A 15,119-nucleotide genomic window follows, 5' to 3' on the forward strand; every position below is an offset into this window, starting at 1 on the left:
CCTTGGGGGGACGTATCCCGGGGGACGGACAAGGAGTGAGTCATGCAGCGCAGGATCCTCGGCGGCACCGGCATCTCGGTCAGCGAGTACGCGCTGGGCGCGATGATGCTCGGCGCCTGGGGCAACACCGACCACGACGAGTGCGTGCGCCTGGTGCACCGGGCGCTGGACGCCGGCATCAACTTCGTCGACACCGCGGACGTCTACGCCGCCGGCGAGTCCGAGGAGATCGTCGGCAAGGCGCTCAAGGGCCGCCGCGACGATGTCGTACTGGCCACGAAGTTCTTCAACTCGATGGGCCCGGACGCCAACCACGGCGGCAATTCCCGCCGTTGGATCGTCCGCGCCGTGGAGGACAGTCTGCGCCGGCTCGGCACCGACCACATCGACCTCTACCAGGTGCACCGCCCCGACCCCACCACGGACATCGACGAGACGCTCTCGGCCCTGTCGGACCTGGTGCGCGCCGGCAAGGTCCGGGCGATCGGCACCTCGACGTTCCCCGCCGAGCAGATCGTGGAGGCCCACTGGGCCGCCGAGCGCCGCGGCCACGTCCGCCCGCGCACCGAGCAGCCGCCGTACTCGATGCTGGCGCGCGGTGCGGAGAACGCGGTGCTGCCGACCGCGCAGCGCTACGGCATGGGCGTGCTGACCTGGGGCCCGCTCAGCGCCGGCTGGCTCTCCGGCCGTGCCCTGTCGGCCAGTTCGCGGGCCGGCATGGAATCGGGGAAGTTCGACCTCTCGGTCCCGGAGAACGCCCGCAAGGCGGAGGCGGTCGCCGCCCTGTCCGAGGTCGCCGCGGACGCCGGCCTGTCGCTGCCGCACCTGGCGACCGCGTTCGTCCGCAGCCACCCTGCGGTGACGTCCGTCATCATCGGCCCGCGCACCCTCGACCAGCTCGACGGCCTGCTGGAGGGCTGCGAAACCACCCTCACCGCCGACATCCTGGACCGGATCGACGCCATCGTGCCGCCCGGCACCGACCTCAACCGGGCGGACAGCTACTACCTGCCGCCGGCCGTCGAGGACGCGTCGCTGCGCCGGCGCTGAGCGAACCGTCCCCGTGGCCGGCCGGGCGCCCCGGCCGGCCACCGGGCCCCGGTGCCGCACCGCCGCGGCTCACCGCCCCAGACCGGCGGCCTTCTCGGCGCGCCGGGCGAAGACGTCCTCCCGGCGGTTGGCCATCTGCCGCAGCGCGTCCTTGCGGTCGGCCTTGGAGAGCCGGTCGAGGTAGGTGTGGCCGACGAGGTGATCGCTCTCATGCTGCAGGCATCGGGCGAAGTAGCCCGTCCCCTCGATGACGAGCGGGTTGCCGTCCTTGTCGAACCCGCGGACGACGGCGCGATCGGTACGGGGGACCGACATGGTGGCGCCGGGCACGGACAGGCAGCCCTCGGCGTCGTCGACGAGTCGGCGGTCGGGCGCCTCGGGCAGTTCCAGCACCGGGTTGACGAGGTGGCCGACATGCCGGACACCGTCGTCGTCCGGGCAGTCGTAGACGAACAGCCGCAGGTCGACGCCCACTTGGTTGGCGGCCAGGCCGGCGCCGGTGGCCACGTACATCGTCACGAACATGTCGTCGATCAGCGCCGACAGCTCCGGCGTCCCGAACTCGGTCACCTCCCGGCAGGGGCGGCCGAGGACCTCCTCGCCGACCACCGTGACCCGGCGCACCGCGCCCCGTTCCGCCTCCGGCGGGAGCGCCGGATACGCGTCGACGGGGCGGCCCTGCAGCCGGACTCGCCGGTCCACGGGACGCTCGCCCCCGTCCCTGGACCGCTCACGACGACGAGGTAAAGGCACGGCTGTCTCCTCTGTTCCACGCCTGCCGCCCAGGCCGCGGAGGTGACCGCGACCCGATTCTTCGGCCAGGGCGCGCACTTGCCAGGTCCTTTGCAAAGTAGCAGGCTTTGCAAAGTGACTGAAGACGACCTCACCACTCCGGACGGCCGGACCGGCGGCACGGGCGCGGGACTGCGCGCGCACGAGGTCCGCGCGGCCCTGCTGGACCTGCTCGCCGAAGTCGGCACCGTCACGGCGACCGAAGCCGCCTCCCGGCTGGGCCACAGCTCCGGCCTCTGCTCCTTCCACCTGCGCCAACTCGCCCGCCACGGCTACCTCGAAGAGGCCCCGCGCAGCGGTGGCCGCGCCCGTCCCTGGCGCCTGCGGCGGCCCGCCCCCGCCGCCGGCGACCCTGCGGAGGATCAGTTCGGCGATCTGGCCCGCGGCCTGGAGGACGAGAGCTGGCAGCGCTGGCTGGCCCGGCGCGACCAGGCGCCGCCCGAGTGGCGCGGCGACGAGGCCTTCAGCGCCGTCGCCTATCTGACCCCCGACGAGATGCGCCGCGTCGCCGAGTCCGTCCGCCGGGCGCTCGCCCCCTACCGCGACCGCGAACAACGCCCCCTGGCCCGCCCCGAAGACGCCCGCCCGGTGGCCCTCATCACCCGGCTGTTCCCGCTGCTCGCGCACACGGAGGGCGAGGGGGAGGGAGGCTGAGGGGGCGTCGGGTGCCGCGCCCCCGCTCGGGACGGCGCAACGGCCCGCGGGCTCAGGCCAGATGCAAAGACGCCAGCAGCGCGTCCACCAGGGGGCGGTCGCGTTCGTGGGTCAGGCGGGTGCGGGCCTCGGCGGGTGGGAGCCAGACCAGGAGGTCGACCTCGGCGTTCGGGGTGAAGGCGCCGGCGACGGCCTCGGCGGCCCAGTAGCGGACCTGCTTGGGGCGGCTGCCGGCGAGGTAGACGGCGGTCGGCAGCGGGGAGCCGAGGCGGCAGTCCATGCCCGTCTCCTCCGCCACCTCGCGCACCGCGCCGGCCAGGGGGTTCTCGCCGCGCTTGAGTTTTCCCTTGGGGTGGGACCAGTCGTCGTACTTGGGGCGGTGGACGAGGCCGATCTCCAGCCCGTCCTCCGACGCCGCGCGGCGCCACAGCACGCAGCCGGCGGCCCGTACCGGCTTCTGAGGGACGGTCATCCGCACCACCCCTCAGCCCCTGGGCGCCCTGGACAGCCACACCCGGCCGAAGGCGAACCGGGCCGCCTCCACCTGATGGCGCTGATCGGCGTGCAGCACCCCCAGGGCGTAGGCCGTGGCGGGGGCGATGCGGGGGGTGCGGGCCGCGGCGGCGGCAGCGGCGGCGGCCTCCGCGGCGTCGCGGTGGCGCTCCAGCGCCCGGGCGGCCTCCAGCAGCCGGGGATCGGCCCGCTCCGGCGCGAGCACCTCCTGGGCGTAGCGGCTCAGCCGCACCAGGAGCCGGACCTGGTGCCAGGGCGCGTCCTGGCGGTGGTCGGCGGTCAGCGCCTCGGCGTTGTACGGGTACCCGGCACGCGACAGCGGCAGCGCCGCGACCGCCTCGGTCAGCCGCCGGTGCGCCTGCTCGGCGAGCGGCGGCAGCGCCTCGGCGGCCGGCAGCTCCGCGGTCGTACGGGCCAGCGGCGCCTCGGAGGCGAGCACCGCGACGGAGTCGGCAACGGCGTGGAAGCGGGAGGAGCCCAGCGCCTGCAGCGCGGCGGAGTGGGCGCGGGTGCGGGCGAGGGTGAGCTGGCGGTCCAGCAGCGCCCCGGCCCGCGCGGCACCGGCCGACAGCGCGGCGTCGGGATCCGTCTCGGAGGAAGCGGAGGAGGCGGCGGCCGACGACTCCGGGGAGCTGCCGGCGGGTGCGGGGCGCCGGCCCGAGGCCGTCCGGTCGGTGCGCCTGGCGCGTTCGCCCCGGCCGCCCCGTTCGCCGCGTGCGGACCGCTCGGGCCGTTCCCCCCGGCCCGTCAGCCGCGCAAGCGCCGCCATCAGCCGCTCGCGGCGGGCCTCGCAGACCTGCTCGCGGGCGAGGGCGCCGGACAACCAGCCCAGTTCGGCGGTGAGTTGGTCGGCCCATGCCTCCTCGGTCAGCGGGCGGAAGGTGTGCAGGGTGGCGCTGATCCGGCGGGCGGCGCGGCGCAGCTGGCGGGCGGCCTCGCCGGCGCCTTCGGCGTCCGGGCCGCTCTCGCGGTGCAGCCGCAGACTGCGCAGGAACTCCGCGGACTGCTGGTGCAGATAGCCGGCGAGCACCTCCTCGGCGGTCCCGGCCGGGCCGGCGCCGGAGGCGGAGTCGGCGCCGGGGGCGGCATCGGTGATCGCCTCGTCGTCGGCGCCGTACGGCCCGTCCACCACCGCGGCACGGGCTCCGGGCGCCCCGCCGGGCTCGTATCCGACACCGAGGAGACCGGCCGGCCCCCCGATCGGCTGGTCATGTCGCTGGGCCACGCCGGCGCCTCCGGGCGTCAATGAGCATTTCCTGTACGTTGCGCAGCGGCGCGCCGTCCGCGTCCACCGCGCGCCGGGTCCAGTCGCCGTCCGGGCCCAGGTGCCAGGAGGACGTGGAGTCCGCCGTCCCGGTCTCCAGCAGCCGGTTGAGCGAGGCGCGGTGGGCCGGGTCGGCCACCCGCACCAGCGCCTCGATCCGCCGGTCCAGATTCCGATGCATCATGTCGGCGCTGCCCAGCCACACCTCGGGCTCGCCGCCGTTGCCGAAGACGAAGACCCGGGAGTGCTCCAGGAAGCGGCCGAGGATGCTGCGGACGCGGATGTTCTCGCTCAGGCCGGTGACTCCCGGGCGCAGCGCGCAGATGCCGCGCACCCAGATGTCGACCGGTACGCCCGCCTGCGAGGCGCGGTAGAGGGCGTCGATGACGGCCTCGTCGACCATCGAGTTGACCTTGATGCGGACGTAGGCGGGGCGGCCCGCGCGGTGGTGCGCGGCCTCCTTGTTGATGCGCTGGACCAGGCCGTCCCGCAGGGACTTGGGGGCGACCAGGAGCCGGCGGTAGGTCTCGCGGCGGGAGTAGCCGGAGAGCCGGTTGAAGAGGTCGGAGAGGTCCGCGCCGACCTGCGGGTCGGCGGTCAGCAGGCCGAGGTCCTCGTACAGCCGGGCGGTCTTGGGGTGGTAGTTGCCGGTCCCCACGTGGGAGTAGCGGCGCAGCATCTCGCCTTCCTGGCGGACGACCAGGGAGAGCTTGCAGTGGGTCTTGAGGCCCACCAGGCCGTAGACGACATGGCAGCCGGCCTCCTCCAGCTTCCGCGCCCACTTGATGTTGGCCTGCTCGTCGAACCGGGCCTTGATCTCGACCAGGACCAGGACCTGCTTGCCGGACTCGGCGGCGTCTATCAGGGCGTCGACGATCGGCGAGTCCCCGGAGGTGCGGTAGAGCGTCTGCTTGATCGCCAGGACGTCGGGGTCGGCGGCGGCCTGCTCCAGGAAGGACTGCACGGAGGTGGAGAAGGAGTCGTAGGGGTGGTGCAGCAGCACGTCGCGCACGCGCAGGGCGGCGAAGATGTCGGGGGCGGAGGCGGACTCCACCTCGGCGAGGTCGCGGTGGGTGCCGGCGACGAACTTGGGGTACTTCAGCTCGGGCCGGTCCAGCGCTCCTATGCCGAACAGGCCGGTCAGGTCCAGCGGGCCGGGAAGCGGGTAGACCTCGGCGTCGGAGATCTTCAGTTCCTGGACCAGCAGGTCGAGCACGGCCGGGTCGATGGACTCCTCGACCTCCAGGCGGACCGGCGGTCCGAAGCGCCGCCGCATCAGCTCCTTCTCCAGCGCCTGGAGGAGGTTCTCCGCGTCGTCCTCCTCCACCTCCAGGTCCTCGTTGCGGGTGACCCGGAACATGTGGTGCGCGCGCACCTCCATGCCCGGGAACAGCTCCTCCAGGTGGGCGGCGATGACGTCCTCGATGGGGACGTAGCGCTGCGGGGATGCCTCCAGGAAGCGGGAGAGCAGCGGCGGCACCTTGACCCGCGCGAAGTGGTCGTGGCCGCTGACGGGGTTGCGGACGACGACGGCGAGGTTCAGCGAGAGGCCGGAGATGTAGGGGAAGGGGTGTGCGGGGTCCACCGCCAGCGGGGTGAGCACCGGGAAGATCTGCTGGCGGAAGAGGGTGAACAGGCGGGCCTGCTCCTTCTCGGTCAGCTCCGGCCAGCGGATCAGATGGATGCCCTGGTCGGCCAGCTCGGGGGCGATGTCCTGCTGGTAGCAGGCGGCGTGCCGGGCCATGAGCTCGCGCGAGCGCGTCCAGATCTGCTCCAGCACCTCGCGGGGCTGCAGGCCCGACGCGGAGCGGGTCGCCACGCCCGTGGCTATCCGCCGCTTGAGGCCGGCGACCCGGACCATGAAGAACTCGTCGAGGTTGCTGGCGAAAATCGCCAGGAAGTTAGCCCGTTCGAGGAGGGGGGTGGCCGGGTCCTCGGCCAGTTCGAGCACCCGCTCGTTGAAGGCCAGCCAGCTGCGCTCGCGGTCCAGGAAGCGGCCGCTGGGCAGCTCCTCGCCGTCCGCGCCCACCACGCCCTGGTCCTCGTACGCGTCCGGATCGGCGTCCAGGTCCGGTTCCAGGCCCGGCACCGTCCCGCGGACCGCGTTCGGGCGGTGCGCGGCGATGGAGCCCACGGAAGGCTGGGCCGACGGGGCCGGGGGCTTCGTGGTCGGCATCTCGGGCTGGACCTGGGCCTGAGCGCTGGGCTGCTGGTTCATGGCCTTATTCTTCCGCGTCCCCGGGGTTCCAGGCGCGTCAGGAGGCGGCGCGAGACGGAGCCTCGGGTTGGGGACGTTCGGCACAGCGGGCTGCATTCAGCGATGCTCGCAAGCAACATTGAATCACTGGTAACGCGGATATGGCGGACAGGCAATCGGGGTGCCACGGGCGGGGGGCGGACACCGGCCCGGTTGCCGCCTCCCGGTGCCTTCCGGGGGTCCCTCGGGGCCGCCAAGATAGCGGCCGTGACGGCGGCGCGGGAGGGCGCCCGGCCGCCGCGCGCCGCCTCAGCCGTGCCGGCGGCGCATCACCCGGAAGGCGACCGCGGTCAAGGCCGCCGCCAGCGCCAGGACGAGCCCGGCCTCGATCCACGCCAGCGGCCAGTGGTGCGCCGCCGGGTGCTGGTCCAGGAACCGGCCGGTGACGTCGTGCTCGCGCAGGCAGGCGGCGAAGTCGCCCTCGGGCCGGCAGCCCATGTCCTCCGCGGTCAGCCGGGCGCCGGAGCGGGTGGTCCACCCCTCCCCCAGGACCCAGCTGTCGTCCGGCGCCGAGGTCGCCGCGTCCCGCCCGAACTCGGTCGTGGTGGCCGGCATCAGATACGGCCTGAGCAGGTGGAACGCGGACTGCAGCACGATCATGGCGGCCAGGGTGAGGGCCATCGAGGAGACCGTACGGCGCAGCAGCAGACCGGTCAGCGTCCCGGCCGCCAGGCCCAGCAGGGCGTAGGCGACGGGTATCGGGCCGAGCGAGCCGAAGCCGAGGACGGAGTACCAGTAGGAGCCGGAGACCTCGTCGCCGCCGACCCGCCAGAGCCAGGCGAAGACCGCCGAGAGTCCCGAGGTCGCGGCGAGCACGACCAGCGCGGGCAGCGCGAGCTTCGCCGCGAGCCAGCGCAGCGGGCCGACCGACTGGGTCAGTACGAGCTGGTGGGTGCCGGCCTCCAGCTCGCGGGCGATCAGCGGCGCGCCGAGGAACACGCCGATGAGCGCGGGCAGCAGCACCAGCCCCAGCTCGGCGAGCTGGAGGGACGGGTGGTAGGCCGCGCGGAAGGCGCCGACCGCCTCCTGGGTGCCCTCGCAGCGCGGGACCTGGGAGATCAGCGAGCAGCCCGCGAGGTGGTGGGCGTCGATGAACCCGGCCATCCGGCCGCGCAGCACCGCGCCCCAGACCGCGGCGGCGGCCGATCCGGCGAGCGCGGCGCCCAGGACCAGGCGGTGCTGCCGCCAGACCAGCCAGGCCAGGCCGCGCGGCGGGACGCGGCGGGGAGCCGTCCGGCGGCCGGCCGGGTCGCCGGGCCCGTCGCCGTGGCCGGTGCCGCCCGCATCGGGCCCGTTCCCGTTCCCGTTCGCCGTGAGGTGTGCCGTGGTGCCGGTCATGCCGCCGCTCCCTTGCCGCTGTGCTGGTCGTGGCCGATGCGTGGTGCGCCGGGCCGGCCGGGTGCCGCGTTGCGCGGCATACCGGGGATGCCGGGCCGGTGCCCGGGGGTGCCGCCGGGGAGGCGGCGCAAAGCGGCCGGCTCCCCGCCCGGCGCGCTCGGCGCGGGCGCGTCGGGGGCCCGCAGATAGCCGAGCAGAAGCTCCTCGACGGACGGCTGCGCCACCTCCCAGGGCCCGGGGGCGATCGCGCCCTCGGGCCGTACGAGCGCGGTGAAGTGACGCCCGGTCAGCTGTGCGTCGACGACCGGGTGGGCGGCGATCCGGGGCGGCAGCCCCTCGCCCCGCCGCTCCCCCATCACCAGGGCGTGCGCCCCGACGGCGTCCTCAGCCGCGCCCGCGAGCCGGATCCGGCCGCCGGCCAGCACCAGCAGGTGGTCGCAGAGCCCGTCCAGTTCGGCGAGCGGCGGCGCGGCCATCACGACGGTGGTGCCGTACTCGGCGGCCTGGGCCAGCAGCAGCGCGGCGACCCGGTGCCGCACGAGCGGGTCGGCGTGCGCCGGCAGGTCGTCGAGCAGCAGGAGTTCGGGCTGCCGGGCGAGGGCCAGGGTGAGCGCGAGGTGGGCGCCCTGCCCGGCAGACAGGATGCCGACGCGGGCATCCAGGGGGAGCCGGCCGGCCCGCACGATCTGCTCGGCGCGCCGCTCGTCCCAGTGCCCGGGGGTGAGTTCGCGGCCCAGCCGCAGCGTCTCGGCGACCGTCAACCGGGGGGAGAGCGGCCCGCCTTGGGCCACCCACGCGACCTTGGCGCGGGCGGCCGGGCCGGACCCGTTCGCACCGCCGATCCGCACCGCGCCTTCGGTGGGGCGCACCAGCCCGGACGCGAGCGAGAGCAGGGTGGTCTTGCCGGCGCCGGCCGGCCCGACCAGTGCGCAGATACGGCCGGGCGGCAGCCGGAAGGTGCAGTCGCGCAGCGCCCAGCGGCGGCGGTGGCGCTTGCCGAGGCCGATCGCCTCGATGGCGGTGCGGTCCGCGGCGCCGCCGTTCGCCTCGTGGCCGCCCACCGGCCGTATCGCCATCCCCCGCGCCCCCTGCCCCATCCCCGCCTCATTCCACTAATGAAGTAGTGGAAGCGTGCGGGAAGTGGGCTGCACCTGTCAACCTCGACGCCTACGCTGGCCGTGTGCCCCTGCCTTCCGAGCTCCCAGCGCCGCCGCTGCCGTACACCCCCGACTACCCGATCCGCACCGCACGGCTGGATCTGCGCCCCGTCACCGCCGACGACTTCGCCGCGATCCACACCTACCAACGGCGGCCCGAGGTCTGCCGGTACCTGTACTGGGGACCCCTCGACGAGGCCGGGTCCCGGACCTCCGTCGCCACCAAGTCCACCCGCACCACGCTGCGCGACTCCGGCGACATCCTCCAGCTCGCCGTCGTCGTCCGCGAGACGGGCACGCTGGTCGGCGACGTCACCTTCGTCTACACCAGCCGCGAGCACCGCCAGGGCGGCATCGGCTATGTCTTCAACCCCGACCACTCCGGGCGGGGTTACGCCACCGAAGCCGGCCGCGCGCTGCTGGAGCTGGGCTTCGAGGAGCTGGGACTGCACCGCGTCCAGGCCGAGTTGGACGGCCGCAACACCGCCTCGGCCCGGGTCCTGGAGCGGCTGGGGATGCGCCGCGAGGGGCATCTGCGGGAGAACGAGTTCCTCGACGGCGAATGGACCGACGAGGTGGTCTACGCGATGCTGGCGCGCGAGTGGCGGGCCCGGCGGGGCTGAGGACGCCGAACGACGAGCGGGGCGGGCCCTTGGAGGCCCGCCCCGCCGCTCACGTCCCCGCGTGCGCGCCCGTCACGTCTCCGAGCGGTACATCAGATCCGTCTCGTGCGTGACGAACCCCATCCGCTCGTACACCGACACCGCCGCCGCGTTGTCCGCGTCGACGTAGAGCATCGCCGTCGGCAGCCCCTGGCCCGCCAGATGCCGCAGTCCGATCGAGGTCAGCGCCTTGCCCAGGCCGCCGCCCTGGGCTCCGGGCCGCACCCCGAGCACATAGACCTCGCCCAGGCCCTCGTCGGCGTGCACCTTGGTCCAGTGGAAGCCGACCAGCCGGCCGTCCTTCTCCGCCAGGAAGAAGCCCTTCGGGTCGAACCACGCCTCGCCCTTGCGGTCCTCCAGGTCGCGCTGGGTCAGCGAGCCCTGCTCCGGGTGGTGCGCGAACGCCTCCGCGTTCACCTCCAGCCAGGCCGCGTCGTCCGTGCCGGGCTGGAAGGTCCGTACCGACACGCCCTCGGGGAGCACCGGCTCGGCCAGCTCCAGATCCACCAGCGGGCGCCGCATCTGCCGCAGCTCCCGGAACATCGTCAGCCCCAGGGTCTGGGCCAGGTGCCGGGCGGCCGGATGCCCGCCGTGGGCCCAGACCCGCAGCCGGCGCCCGGACTGCTCCAGCAGCTCACCGCCCAGCGCCCGGCCGTGCCCGCGGCCGCGGAACCCGGGGTGCACCACCAGCTCGGCGGCCGGCGCCTCGACCGGGTCGGTGTCCTCCAGCTGCCCGTACGCGACCAGCTCCTCGGCCTCTTCCCCGCGCGCGCACACCAGCACATGCCGCACGCCCTCGCGCGGGCCGCCCCGCAGCTGGAGCCGGCCCTGCTCGGACACGGCGGGCTGCCCGTCCGTGCGCGCGGCCCGCTCGATCAGCTCCAGGACGGCCGCGGCCCCTTCCGGCCCGAGCTCGTCGACCACCTGGATCCGGCGGCCGGTGCGTCCCATCTCCTGTGCAGCGTCAGTCATGTCTGAAGCGTACGACCCGGCCGGGGCCGCGCAGGGGCGCCACCCACGCCCCCGCCGCTCCCCGGCCACCCGTCCGTAACCCCGCACCCCCTGTTGCGCTACGCGCGTCAACCGTATGCTGCCGTCCGCTCAGGTACATCCAGGAGGGGAACCCATGCCAGCGACAACGCAACGGCGCCGCACCGTACGAAGATTGACGATCGGCGCCGCCGCCCTGGCCGCCGCGGCGGGCCTTGCCGCCACCGCCCTGCCGGCCGGCGCCGACACCGGCGCGGCGGAGCGCTCCGGCCGCACGGTCGACGTACAGCTGCTCTCCTTCAACGACTTCCACGGCAACCTCGAACCGCCGCAGGGCTCCTCCGGCACGGTCGAGGAGCTCCAGCCGGACGGCACCAAGAAGGCCGTCCCGGCCGGCGGCGTCGAGTACCTGGCCCAGTCCCTGCGCACGGCGCGCAAGGGCCACCCCTACTCGGTCACCGCGGCGGCCGGTGACATGGTCGGCGCCAGCCCGCTGGTGTCCGGGCTGTTCCACGACGAGCCGACCATCGAGGCCATGGACAGGCTGGGCCTGGACGTCACCTCCGTCGGCAACCACGAATTCGACGAGGGCCGCGCGGAGTTGACCCGCCTGCAGAAGGGCGGCTGCCACCCGAAGGACGGCTGCTACGAGGACGGCAGGAAGTTCCGGGGCGCCGGCTTCCCGTACCTGACCGCCAACGTCACGGACGAGACGACCGGCAAGCCGCTGCTCAAGCCGTACACCGTCTGGCAGCGCAAGGGCGTCAAGATCGGCTTCATCGGCGTGACGCTGGAGGGCACCCCCGACATCGTCAACGCCGAGGGCATCAAGGGCCTGAAGTTCCACGACGAGGTCGAGACGATCAACAAGTACGCCAAGGTGCTGAACAAGCAGGGCGTCAAGGCGATCGTGGCCCTCATCCACGAGGGCGGCATGCCCGCCTCCACCTCCTACAACTACAAGTGCGACAGCCCCGGCCCCGGCGACGGAATATCCGGCCCGATCACCGAGATCGCCAAGCACGTCACCCCCCGGGTCGACGCCCTGGTCACCGGCCACACCCACCAGGCCTACGCCTGCACCATCCCCGACCCCTCCGGCCGGCCGCGCACCGTCACCTCCGCCGCGTCCTACGGCAAGCTCTACACCGACACCACGCTGACCTACGACCGCCGCACCGGCGACATCGTGCGCACCAGCGTCAAGGCCCCCGGCGCGGTCAACCACGTCGTCGACCGCACCCAGCCCAAGGCCGCGGACATGACGTCGCTGATCGCCCGCTGGAACAAGCTCGCCGCCCCGGTCGCCAACCGCCCGGTGGGCCATATCTCCGCCGATATCGCCGGCCGCGGCGCGAACGCCCCCGAGTCCCCGCTCGGCGACGTCATCGCCGACGCCCAGCTCGAAGCCACCAAGGCGGCCGACAAGGGCGGCGCCCAGCTCGCGCTGATGAACCCCGGCGGCATCCGCTCCGACCTCGCCTTCACGGCGTCCGGCTCGGAGGGCGACGGCGTGGTCACCTACGGCGAGGCGTTCACCGTCCAGCCCTTCACCAACATGACCAACGTCGTCGACCTCACCGGCGCCCAGCTGCTGACCGCCCTCCAGCAGCAGGTCAGCGGCCCCAACGAGGCATCCCCCAAGATCCTCCAGGTCTCCGACGGCCTCACCTACACCCTCGACATGACCAAGAAGGGCGCCGACCGCGTCGTCAAGGACTCGATCAAGCTGAACGGTGCCGCCCTGGACCCCGCCAAGACCTACCGCGTCGCCATGAACGAGTTCCTGGCCGGCGGCGGCGACGGCTTCCCCGCCTTCAAGGACGGCCGGAACAAGTACGTCGGCCCCTCCGACCTCGACGCCTTCACCGGCTACCTGACCGCCCACTCCTCGGCGGAGCGGCCCCTCACCCCGCCCAAGGCGGACCGGATCACCGTGGTGAAGTAGCCGCGGGCGGCCCGCAGTAGCTCCGGGGGCTTCCTCTCGTTATCCGGCCGAGCACCCCGCTCGGCCGGTCCCACGAGAGGAAGCCCCCTTGCGTTCCCTGTCCGCGTCGCGTTCCCTGCGCACGATGTCCCAGCACGCCCGCGGGCGGCTGGCCGTACTGGCCGTGTGCACCGTCCTGCTCGGCGCCGCGTCCTCCGCCGCGGCTCCCGCCGTGGCCCCGGGGCGCGCGCCCGTCTCGCAGCCGCCGCTGCCCGCCCACGGCAGCCCCTACATCGAGACCAGCCTGTTCTTCGGCACCGCCCGCCCCGACGGCGGCCCCGCGGTCACCGACCGGCAGTTCCGCGCCTTCGTCGACGGCTTCGTCACCCCGCACTTTCCCGACGGCCTGACCGTCCGGGCGGGCCGGGGCCAGTACCGCGACGCGCACGGCACCATCGAACGCGAGCGCTCCTACGAGCTCATCCTCCTCTACCCCACCTCGCAGGCCCGCCGGCACGACCCCGCGATCGAGCGCATCCGCCGCGCCTACGCCAAGCGCTTCGGCCAGGAGTCGGTGGCCCGCGTCGACGACCGGGCGATGGTGGACTTCTGAGCCGCCGCACCCGCGCGGCCCGCTGCGTTCACCGCGTCCCGAACCACCGCTCCGCCAGCGACTCCAGGGTCGCCTCGGGCGGGGCGGGCAGTTCGCGCAGGTACCAGGGGAGGTCGCTGTGGACGTGCAGCAGTGTGTAGGCCAGCAGCTCGCGGGGCGCGAAGTGCGCGCCGTAGGCGGCGAAGACCCGGGACAGCAGGCGGGGATCGGCGCGGGAGACGAACAGGCCCACGGCGACGAAGTCGTAGGCGCGGTGCCCGATCATGGCGGGCTCGAAGTCGAGGAGTCCGGTCAGCCGCCAGTCGTCGGCCTCGTCGACCGTCATGTGCCCGCGCATGAACTCGGTGTGCAGGAGGGCTGCGGGCTCCTGCGCGGGCAGCGCCACGGAGTCGAGGAAGTCGGGGATCCGCTCCAGCCAGGGCTCCGGGAGCCCGCGGGAGCGCTGCTGTTCGACGGCCGCGGCGCGCCGGCGGCCGAGGAAGGCGCCCCAGTCCTCAGGACCCAGGACGTCGGTGAGCGGTGCGGGGTCCAGGGCGTGCAGCGCGGCGAGGGTCTCGCCGGCCTCGGTGGCGATGCGGTCCTGTTCGGCGCGGGGGATGCGGGGCCAGGCGACGGCGAGGTCGGTGCCGCGCAGCCGGGACATCAGCACATAGCGCCAGCCGTTGACGTACTCGCCGGAGTCGTGGACGTAGGGCGTGGGCACGGGGAGCCGCCCCTGGAGGTGGGACAGGACCCGGGCCTCGGCGATCGCGTCGGCGGCGCCGGCGGCGGGGAAGAGCTTGAGCACATAGCGGTCCCCGACGGCGTACACCGGCTGCGAGCCGACGGGGAAGCGGTCCAGGGGCGCGTCCGCCAGCCCCAGCCGCCTGCAGAGCTCGGCGGCCCCCGGCCGCATCACCGCTTCATCGGGGACGACCGCGTCCCACTGGTCGTCCGTGTCCACGCGAGGCAGCATGCGCGGACGGTAAGGCGGCAAGAGCCCGCAGGGCAAAGGGTTTTCGCCCGGCCCGGGCCCCGGCCGCCGGCCGCTCAGGAGAAGTCGGCGGCGTGGTCCCGCGCCCACTGGGCGAAGGTGCGGGCCGGGCGGCCCGTGACGCGTGCGACGGCGTCGGAGACGGGGAAGGCCGGGGCGTCGACGGTCCCGCCGAACATCCGGACCAGCTCCCGGGCGGCCTCCTCGGGCAGGTGCGGGCCGGCCATCGCCTCGACCGCCTCGTCCTCCGAGATCTGCTCGACGCGGGTCTCGCGCCCGATGGCCCGGCCGATCTCGGCGACCTGCTCGGCGACGGTCATCGGCTCGGGGCCGGTGACCAGGTAGGCCCGGCCCAGATGGGCGCCGGTGCGGTCCAGGAGGGCGACGGCGGCGACATCGGCGAGGTCGGCCTCGTGGACGGGCACGCCCCGGGCGCCCGGGTGCGCATCGCGCACCACACCGGTCGCACGGATCGACGGGGCCCAGGCGAGGGTGTTGGTGGCGTAGTTGGCGCCGCGGACGAAGGTCCACTCCAGGCCGGAGTCGCGCACCGCGCGCTCCAGGGCGGCGTGCATACGGGAGATGAAGTTGCTCTCGTCGGCGGGGGTGTCGGTCACCCCCATCGAGGAGTTGAGGACGATCCGGCGGACGCCGGCCTTGGCGGCGGCGTCGATCAGGCGGGCGGCCGCCCCGTCACCACCGGCCGCCAGGTTGAGGAAGAGCGCGTCGGCGCCGGCGAGGAGCGGTGCGAGGTCGCCGGTGCCGGTGAGGTCGGCGCGGACCACCTCGGCCCCGGCCGGCAGCGCGGCGCGCGCCGGATCGCGGGTCAGCGCGCGTACCGCGGCGCCCTCCGCGAGGAGCCGGTCGACGAGGCAGCGGCCGATATTGCCGGTTGCTCCGGTTACCACGATCATGAGGACCACCTTCGG

14 protein-coding genes are annotated in these 15,119 nt (G+C 74.3%); 5 read left to right on the plus strand and 9 right to left on the minus strand.

All coding sequences use genetic code 11. From position 1 onward, the window contains the following. Nucleotides 1-42 precede the first annotated feature (42 nt). Nucleotides 43-1,050, plus strand: coding sequence for an aldo/keto reductase (locus ACZ4NB_RS16375; RefSeq protein WP_467662010.1), 1,008 nt, complete (start codon nt 43-45; stop codon nt 1,048-1,050). Nucleotides 1,051-1,119: 69 nt separating this feature from the next. On the opposite strand, the gene def is transcribed toward ACZ4NB_RS16375, so the two are convergent. Further along, nucleotides 1,120-1,752: a peptide deformylase gene (gene def, locus ACZ4NB_RS16380; RefSeq protein WP_467662011.1), complete on the minus strand. Its 633-nt coding sequence runs from the start codon at nt 1,750-1,752 to the stop codon at nt 1,120-1,122. 165 nt (nt 1,753-1,917) lie between these two features. On the opposite strand from def, the gene ACZ4NB_RS16385 reads away from it, so the two are divergent. After that, nucleotides 1,918-2,496 carry a helix-turn-helix domain-containing protein gene (locus tag ACZ4NB_RS16385; protein WP_467662013.1) on the plus strand — a complete coding sequence of 193 codons (579 nt, stop codon included), beginning with the start codon at nt 1,918-1,920 and terminating at the stop codon, nt 2,494-2,496. A gap of 52 nt (nt 2,497-2,548) precedes the next feature. Here ACZ4NB_RS16385 and ACZ4NB_RS16390 read toward each other — a convergent pair whose 3' ends face one another. The 5 genes from ACZ4NB_RS16390 to ACZ4NB_RS16410 all read right to left on the minus strand — a co-directional run bounded on the left by ACZ4NB_RS16390 (nt 2,549) and on the right by ACZ4NB_RS16410 (nt 8,944). After that, a complete protein-coding gene (locus ACZ4NB_RS16390; RefSeq protein ID WP_467662015.1) occupies nt 2,549-2,968 on the minus strand; it encodes an NUDIX hydrolase in 420 nt (139 codons plus the stop codon). Nucleotides 2,969-2,980: 12 nt separating this feature from the next. Next, entirely contained in the window at nt 2,981-4,105 is a 1,125-nt protein-coding gene (locus ACZ4NB_RS16395) for a CHAD domain-containing protein (protein ID WP_467662174.1), read from the minus strand. Nucleotides 4,106-4,217: 112 nt separating this feature from the next. Further along, on the minus strand, nt 4,218-6,491 hold the full coding sequence (locus tag ACZ4NB_RS16400; protein WP_467662017.1) for an RNA degradosome polyphosphate kinase: 2,274 nt from the start codon (nt 6,489-6,491) through the stop codon (nt 4,218-4,220). Nucleotides 6,492-6,779: 288 nt separating this feature from the next. Further along, entirely contained in the window at nt 6,780-7,868 is a 1,089-nt protein-coding gene (locus ACZ4NB_RS16405; protein WP_467662019.1) for an ABC transporter permease, read from the minus strand. After that, nucleotides 7,865-8,944, minus strand: coding sequence for an ATP-binding cassette domain-containing protein (locus ACZ4NB_RS16410; protein ID WP_467662020.1), 1,080 nt, complete (start codon nt 8,942-8,944; stop codon nt 7,865-7,867). The genes ACZ4NB_RS16405 and ACZ4NB_RS16410 overlap by 4 nt, the downstream gene beginning before the upstream one ends. A gap of 104 nt (nt 8,945-9,048) precedes the next feature. Here ACZ4NB_RS16410 and ACZ4NB_RS16415 point away from each other — a divergent pair, with 104 nt between their 5' ends. After that, nucleotides 9,049-9,648 (plus strand): GNAT family N-acetyltransferase, encoded by a 600-nt coding sequence (locus ACZ4NB_RS16415; RefSeq protein ID WP_467662021.1) that lies wholly within the window; start codon nt 9,049-9,051, stop codon nt 9,646-9,648. A gap of 72 nt (nt 9,649-9,720) precedes the next feature. Here ACZ4NB_RS16415 and mshD read toward each other — a convergent pair whose 3' ends face one another. Further along, nucleotides 9,721-10,638 (minus strand): mycothiol synthase, encoded by a 918-nt coding sequence (mshD, locus tag ACZ4NB_RS16420; RefSeq protein WP_467662176.1) that lies wholly within the window; start codon nt 10,636-10,638, stop codon nt 9,721-9,723. A gap of 175 nt (nt 10,639-10,813) precedes the next feature. On the opposite strand from mshD, the gene ACZ4NB_RS16425 reads away from it, so the two are divergent. Both ACZ4NB_RS16425 and ACZ4NB_RS16430 read left to right on the plus strand, forming a co-directional pair. Beyond that, nucleotides 10,814-12,625 (plus strand): bifunctional metallophosphatase/5'-nucleotidase, encoded by a 1,812-nt coding sequence (locus tag ACZ4NB_RS16425; protein ID WP_467662022.1) that lies wholly within the window; start codon nt 10,814-10,816, stop codon nt 12,623-12,625. A gap of 124 nt (nt 12,626-12,749) precedes the next feature. Further along, the gene (locus tag ACZ4NB_RS16430) at nt 12,750-13,217 is read left to right on the plus strand and encodes a DUF3574 domain-containing protein (protein ID WP_467662024.1); all 468 of its coding nucleotides are present in this window, start codon (nt 12,750-12,752) and stop codon (nt 13,215-13,217) included. Between the two features lie 28 nt (nt 13,218-13,245). Here the strand turns inward: ACZ4NB_RS16430 and ACZ4NB_RS16435 are convergent, their stop codons facing one another. Together ACZ4NB_RS16435 and ACZ4NB_RS16440 are read right to left on the minus strand one after the other, a co-directional pair. Continuing rightward, nucleotides 13,246-14,172 carry a phosphotransferase family protein gene (locus ACZ4NB_RS16435; protein ID WP_467662026.1) on the minus strand — a complete coding sequence of 309 codons (927 nt, stop codon included), beginning with the start codon at nt 14,170-14,172 and terminating at the stop codon, nt 13,246-13,248. A 74-nt stretch (nt 14,173-14,246) separates the two neighbouring features. Continuing rightward, a complete protein-coding gene (locus ACZ4NB_RS16440) occupies nt 14,247-15,104 on the minus strand; it encodes an NAD(P)H-binding protein (RefSeq protein ID WP_467662028.1) in 858 nt (285 codons plus the stop codon). Between the last annotated feature and the right edge of the window lie 15 nt (nt 15,105-15,119).

The sequence above is a fragment of the Streptomyces sp. NPDC026575 genome (assembly GCF_055567415.1).

Coding starts and splice junctions, on each gene's coding strand:
- ACZ4NB_RS16390 (WP_467662015.1), bottom strand. CDS start 2,968: ATGACCGTCCCTCAGAAGCCGGTACGGGCCGCCGGCTGCGTGCTGTGG.
- ACZ4NB_RS16430 (WP_467662024.1), top strand. CDS start 12,750: ATGTCCCAGCACGCCCGCGGGCGGCTGGCCGTACTGGCCGTGTGCACC.
- mshD (WP_467662176.1), bottom strand. CDS start 10,638: ATGGGACGCACCGGCCGCCGGATCCAGGTGGTCGACGAGCTCGGGCCG.
- ACZ4NB_RS16435 (WP_467662026.1), bottom strand. CDS start 14,172: ATGCTGCCTCGCGTGGACACGGACGACCAGTGGGACGCGGTCGTCCCC.
- ACZ4NB_RS16405 (WP_467662019.1), bottom strand. CDS start 7,868: ATGACCGGCACCACGGCACACCTCACGGCGAACGGGAACGGGAACGGG.
- ACZ4NB_RS16425 (WP_467662022.1), top strand. CDS start 10,814: ATGCCAGCGACAACGCAACGGCGCCGCACCGTACGAAGATTGACGATC.
- ACZ4NB_RS16400 (WP_467662017.1), bottom strand. CDS start 6,491: ATGAACCAGCAGCCCAGCGCTCAGGCCCAGGTCCAGCCCGAGATGCCG.
- ACZ4NB_RS16410 (WP_467662020.1), bottom strand. CDS start 8,944: ATGGCGATACGGCCGGTGGGCGGCCACGAGGCGAACGGCGGCGCCGCG.
- ACZ4NB_RS16375 (WP_467662010.1), top strand. CDS start 43: ATGCAGCGCAGGATCCTCGGCGGCACCGGCATCTCGGTCAGCGAGTAC.
- ACZ4NB_RS16440 (WP_467662028.1), bottom strand. CDS start 15,104: ATGATCGTGGTAACCGGAGCAACCGGCAATATCGGCCGCTGCCTCGTC.